Below are 5870 nucleotides of genomic sequence, written 5' to 3'. Positions count from 1 at the left end.
GATGAGAATAACTTGATTCTTTTAAGGAGCGACCACCGATTCGACCTTTATGTTCAGTGGCTAGAGGAAGCAGTACAAAAGGCATGTTAGGAACTGCCAACAGTCGCTAGTAGTTCTTTCTGAGTGCTTTGATTACACTGCGCTTGAAGCGTTGCTAGATAAGGCAGCGACTTCATCACAGCATCAAAGTCCTGAACAAAATCTATCAGGCAGGCGACTTCATCGACGTCCGCTTCGTGCAACTGCTGAACAAATGGCATACAGCTCTCTGGTGTGCCAATCAGAGAGCGCCCTTTCATAAATCCTTCTACACCAAATAATAACAAACTATCGAGATCATCGTCAGAAAAATCATCCAAACTGACGTTTAATCCCATGCCCTTGGCAAGATTTTCTAGCAGGCCGTAGTGAGTCTTGAGATATTCACAAAAAGGTTGACGAATTTCTTCTTTTACCTGCTCAACTTCTTCACCCAGAAAGGTATGCATCATCATTGATACCGTGTAGTCGCCTGGCTCATGCCCATTTTTCTGTAAGGTTTCTCGATATCGGGCAATCTTGGGCGCAACCTGCTCTAAAGTCTCTCCCAGCAAAGAAGTTAGCACGTTTACCCCTAGCCGACCGGCTTCAATAAAGGTCTCCATAGACTGGCACGTAACCCATGTTGGCAGCTTAGGCTGCACGGGTCTCGGTAGCGTTTTGGCGCTGACTGTTCTATTTGTTACATCCTCAAACTCCACCGCCTCACCTTGCCAAAGCTTTTGCACCGTATCAATGCCCCGCCACATCACAGATTTGCGGCTGCCGTGCGGTTCACGAGAGAGAATAAATTCGTCCATTGTCCAGCCGGAGGCGAAGGCGATCGCGGCTCGCCCGCCTGAGAGATTATCGACCACGGCCCAGTCTTCTGCAACTCGCACAGGATGGTGCAGGGGCAGCACAACACTCCCCGCTCTGAGCTGAATTCTTTCGGTAGCAACAGCAAGTGCGGCGCTGGTAACGGCTGGATTAGGGTATAGTCCGCCAAAGGCGTGAAAGTGTCTTTCGGGTGTCCAAACGGCGCTAAAACCGTTGCGGTCTGCAAACTTAGCGCTTTCCATCAGCAGTTTGTAAGGATCGCCCTGAATGTTTAACCCATCGCCATCGAAATAAAACAGACTAAACTTCATGACTCACCTCTAGTGCTGCATTTTTAGATGTCGTATCTTCAGTCGGATTTTTAGGCGGCATGCTCTCAGGCGGCATACTCTCTATTTGATCTAGCAAACTCTCCATAGTGGCTTTGTTTTCTTCGGATAGAGCCGTTTTCTCACTTTCATCTATTTGCTCCTGAATGATGCCAGCGATGCCTGCCACGGTAGGCGCTTCAAAAAGAAATGCTCGCATGGGTAGCTCTACCGGAAATTTTTGTCTAAGCTGTGTGACCGCCTGAATCGCTAAGAGGGAGTGTCCCCCCAGCTCGAAAAAGTTGTCGTGAATACCCACCTCGGCAATCCCTAGTAAATCGCCCATTGCTTGCGCTACCGCTTGCTCTACTGGAGTGCGAGGGGCAGCGTATTCTGTTGCTAGAGTTGGGCGGCTATGGATAGAGGGGGCAATAGATGAGGTGGATGTTTCATGAGAGTTAGCGGTTGATTGAATTGGCTGAGGCGTAAAGGCGGCGGTAAGTCTGGGCGCTAAAGGACGGGGTGAAATGATCAATTGGGAGAGTCCTGGTTGCGATAGAGCCCGCTGTGTTGTTTGCCAAACTTCTTCTGCGGTCATGGCTAGAGCCATAAGTTCAGATGCCGAAGGGGCTACATCGTCTAGCTTGCAGGCATCCCAATTTAGGCTCAGCCAGTGAGGGGATGGCGTTTTTGATGCGCCGTTTCTAGCATTGTTTTGTTGGATCGCAAGGGTGTCTAGGTAGCTGTTGGCCGCAGCGTAGGCTCCGAACCCAATGCCGCCAACTACTGAGGATAAAGAAGATTGTAGGACATAGAAGCCGACGGGGTGGTGGACGAGGGCTTGTTGGAGCGATCGCATTCCATCTACTTTATTTTGGCAAATTCGGTCAATTTCAGCATGGGTAAGCTGAGCAATTTCGCAGCTAGCGCGATCGCCCATCACATCCGCATGAAAAACGCCAGTAATCTCATTGCCTGAAGTCTTGCCCAGCCGTTCCAATCCTGTTCTGATACTAGCACTCACCCAGTCTGCATCTGCCAAGCTGCCGCTAAACCAACAGAACTGTTCATCTTCTCGTCCAAGCGTTTGCAGCTTGCGAATTAACTGACTCGCGCCGTGCTGTGGCCCGTGGGTAAGCAGCCACTTTTCCCATTCTGACGCCGCCGGTAACCCTGCTCTACCCAACAGAATGAGCTTAGCGTCCCACTCTTTTATCAAAGCTTGGGCATATACCATACCTAGCCCTTCAATCAGATCGCCTGCAATCACGTAGGTACCGCCGCGCTTGAGCTGCGAAGGTAATTGTTCTGGCAGAGGCAGTGCCTCATAGGCGCGTACCCAGCGCTGCCCGCTGCGATAAGCCACTTGTCTTTGATCGAGATTATAAGGAGAGGTTAGTTCTCGGCTAACAGCTTGCAGCGTATGCGCTGAAGGCGATGAGTCAATATCGATGAAACGACAGCAGATGCTTGGATATTCTTGGGCGATGACTTGAGAAAGTCCCTGTGCTTTCGCTTTGTTGGGATCAAGTGAATCGTGGGGGGTGACTGCGTAGCTGTTGGTCGTGAGAAGTGTGAGGGTAGTGGATGATTTGAGTGGTAGGTGAGTTTGGATGAAGGAAACTAGCGCTTGGAAGTCGCTAAAATCTGTCCAAGCTAACTCTGGCTGCGTTGGCAGTTTCTCTAATTGTTCATTTAACTGAGGCTGCAGTATTTGATCCGCTAAAACTAGATGCTGATGTGCTGTGAGCTTTTCTGGTACAGCCACTAGCGGTAGCCGTTTCCATGAGGGTATGTAGAACCAGTTTGCTTGATCGGGGGCTTTCTCTTTTGGGGTTGATGGCGTTGGCGTATCTTGAGGCGATCGCAGCGGTATCCAATAAGACTTTCTCTCAAAGGGATATGTCGGCAATGAAAGGCGCTGTCTTCTTGGCTGCTGCTGCTGCTGATAGAGATCTCTCCAGTTGACGGGAACGCCTGTCTGCCAAAGCTTTCCGAGCGTTTCTGTTAGCGTATTGAGATCGGTATTACTGTCTTTGGGATGTGGCAGAGAAGATAGAATTGGTATGTCATCACTACGATCTGTCGCAGTTAGGTTTTGCCGTGCCAGCTTGGTCAATGTGTTGCCGGGGCCAACTTCTAGCAGTACAGTGTTTGGCATATTCAATACTTCTGTGATGCCTTGGCTGAAGCGAACGCAGTAACGCAGGTGCTTCACCCAATAGTTAGGATCTGTTGCTTCGCTATCTGCTAGCCAAGTGCCAGTTAGGTTGGAGATGATGTCTATCTCGGGCGGTGAGAGCGTGATTTTCTTCAGTGCCTGAGAGAACTCGCTGAGTGCGCTTTCCATCATGGCCGAATGGAAAGCGTGTGAGGTTGCGAGCAAGCGGCAGGGAATATCTTGTGATTCGAGCTGCTGTGAAAACGCGGTGATGGTGTCTGTGGGGCCAGATATGACGCAGCTTTGAGGGGCGTTAATCACTGCGATTTCAGCATCTTTTGGCAGCCGAAGGGTATCGGCAGCGGCGAGAACTGAGAGCATTGCACCGGGGCGAGCATTCTGCATCAGTCGTGATCGCGCTGCCACTAGCCACAGCGCGTCTTCTAAAGAAAATACACCAGCAATACAAGCCGCAACGTACTCTCCAATACTGTGACCGATCATGGCCTGCGGACGGACGTTCCAGCTCATCCAGAGTTGAGCTAAGGCGTATTCAATTGCAAAAAGAGCGGGCTGTGCGTAGGCGGTTTGATAGAGCTTTTCAGTAGTTTTCTCAGGTGCTTTTCCAGATGTTATATCTGGCTGTGGAGAAGGATAAAGTAGCTCTAAAAGCGCAATATTTTCTCTGGCGAGAATGCTAGCGCACTGATCGATAGCCTGCTTGAAGACGGGTTCTGTTTGATACAGTCCTTTTGCCATATCAATATGCTGAGCGCCTTGCCCCGGGAACATGAACACAACAGATTTATTCGCAGAAGCAGTCAGCGCATTGTTGATTGCATTGTTAGGCGCATTGCCGTCTGGTTTGCTGAGCTGTTGAACCGCGTCTTGAGTCGATTGGCACACAAAGAAGCGACGATGTGAGTGCGATCGCCGACCAACTTGCAGCGTGTAGGCAACATCGGCGATGGATAAATCAGCGTGACGCAGCAAGTGATCTGCGAGGTTCTGAGTCAGCGTATCGAGTGCGGTGAGCGTTTTGGCAGATAGCGGAATCAGCTGCCAAGGGCGACCTGCTTCGGATGTACAAGCTTCGGGTGCTTCTTCTAGAATCATGTGAGCATTAGTGCCGCCCATGCCAAAAGAGCTGACGCCTGCACGCCTGGGAGTGCCGTTGGCTGTCCAGTCCTGACGGTGCTGATTGACGACAAAGGGGCCGTTTTGAAAATCGATTTTAGGATTTGGTCGCTGATAGTTGAGGCTAGCGGGAATAGTTTTATGCTGAAGTGAGAGAACCGTCTTGATCAGTCCAGCGGCTCCGGCAGCAGCGTCGAGATGTCCGACATTGGTTTTAACCGATCCCAGCGCACAGCTTGTACGAACTGTTTTAGATTCTGCGGCTGTTGAGAAGTCTGTTGTTGAAAGGTCGTTGAATGCTTTGTTGAGCGCTGCGACTTCAATCGGATCGCCCAAATGTGTACCTGTGCCATGCGCTTCTACGTAGTCGATGGTGTTTGGTGAGATACCTGACTGCTCAATGGCCGATTTAATCACTGTGGCTTGACCTGAAACGCTGGGTGCAATCAGATTGATTTTGTCTGCGCCATCGTTGTTAATCGCTGAGCCTTTGATGACGGCGTAGATGTGGTCTTTGTCTGTGATCGCAGCCTGCAAACGTTTAAGCACAACAATCCCAACCCCATTGCCAAAGACTGTTCCCTGACCCTCGGCATCGAAGGCGCGACAGATACCGTCAGGAGAGGCAATACTTTCAGACTGATATAGATAGCCCTGTGGCTGGGCGCTGCTGATAGTGACGCCGCCTGCTAGGGCCATATCACACTCATGGCTAAGCAAACTTTGGCAGGCGGAATGAACCGCGACTATCGCGGTTGAACAACCTGTTTGAATGCCGCAGCTTGGCCCTTTTAGATCTAGCTGATAGGAGACCCGAGTAGGCATCAGTCCCATGACGTTGCTGACAACCGCTTGTACAGGACTAATAGACTCTCGGATATCTGGCTGAGAATGGAGATTGACCACATAGCTGTTGAGAGCAGCGCCGCCATAAACACCAATGCTGCCGTCGTACTGTTGGCTGTCGTAGCCCGCGTCTTCCAGAGCGCTCCATGCACATTCGAGAAATACACGGTGCTGCGGATCGATTAGTTCTGCTTCGCGGGGAGAGTAGCCAAAGAATGCGGCATCAAAGCCTGTTGGGTCGGGGAAGCTGGCATAGGCGCGGACATAGTTGGGCTGTTGAAAAGTGCTTTCAGGCACGCCCGCCTCCAGCAGCGCTTCGTCTGAGAGAAACTGAATTCCCGACTGGCCTTGGCTGATCAGCGTCCAAAATTCTTTGAGATTATTTGCACCTGGAAACCGACCTGCCATGCCGACGATCGCAATGCGCTCATTCTTGGCCTGCTCGATGGCTTCTATTTGCGATCGCGCGGCCTTCAGCGCCTTCAAAACGCGATCAGAAGTCTGCGTAGGTAAGTTTGAATTTCGAGAGACTTCGCTCATGACGTTTTTTGAAAAGATAA

At 50.8% G+C, this 5870-nt stretch carries 2 protein-coding genes; both read right to left on the bottom strand.

The features are described 5' to 3' along the window. Window positions 1–86 precede the first annotated feature (86 nt). Complete coding sequence (locus IQ256_RS07690) at window positions 87–1169, bottom strand: LLM class flavin-dependent oxidoreductase (RefSeq protein ID WP_193854958.1); 1083 nt, start codon at window positions 1167–1169, stop codon at window positions 87–89. Continuing rightward, window positions 1159–5850 (bottom strand): type I polyketide synthase, encoded by a 4692-nt coding sequence (locus IQ256_RS07685; protein WP_193854957.1) that lies wholly within the window; start codon window positions 5848–5850, stop codon window positions 1159–1161. Before IQ256_RS07685 ends, IQ256_RS07690 begins: the two co-directional genes overlap by 11 nt. Window positions 5851–5870 lie beyond the last annotated feature (20 nt).

Origin of the sequence: cf. Phormidesmis sp. LEGE 11477 (assembly GCF_015207105.1) — a bacterium.
Classification (GTDB): Bacteria; Cyanobacteriota; Cyanobacteriia; order Phormidesmidales; family Phormidesmidaceae; genus Phormidesmis.
This window is presented reverse-complemented; position numbering and strand designations above follow the sequence as displayed.

Bases quoted from the DNA above. Each gene is read 5' to 3' on its own strand.
- IQ256_RS07690 (WP_193854958.1), bottom strand. From the start codon at position 1,169: ATGAAGTTTAGTCTGTTTTATTTCGATGGCGATGGGTTAAACATTCAG.
- IQ256_RS07685 (WP_193854957.1), bottom strand. From the start codon at position 5,850: ATGAGCGAAGTCTCTCGAAATTCAAACTTACCTACGCAGACTTCTGAT.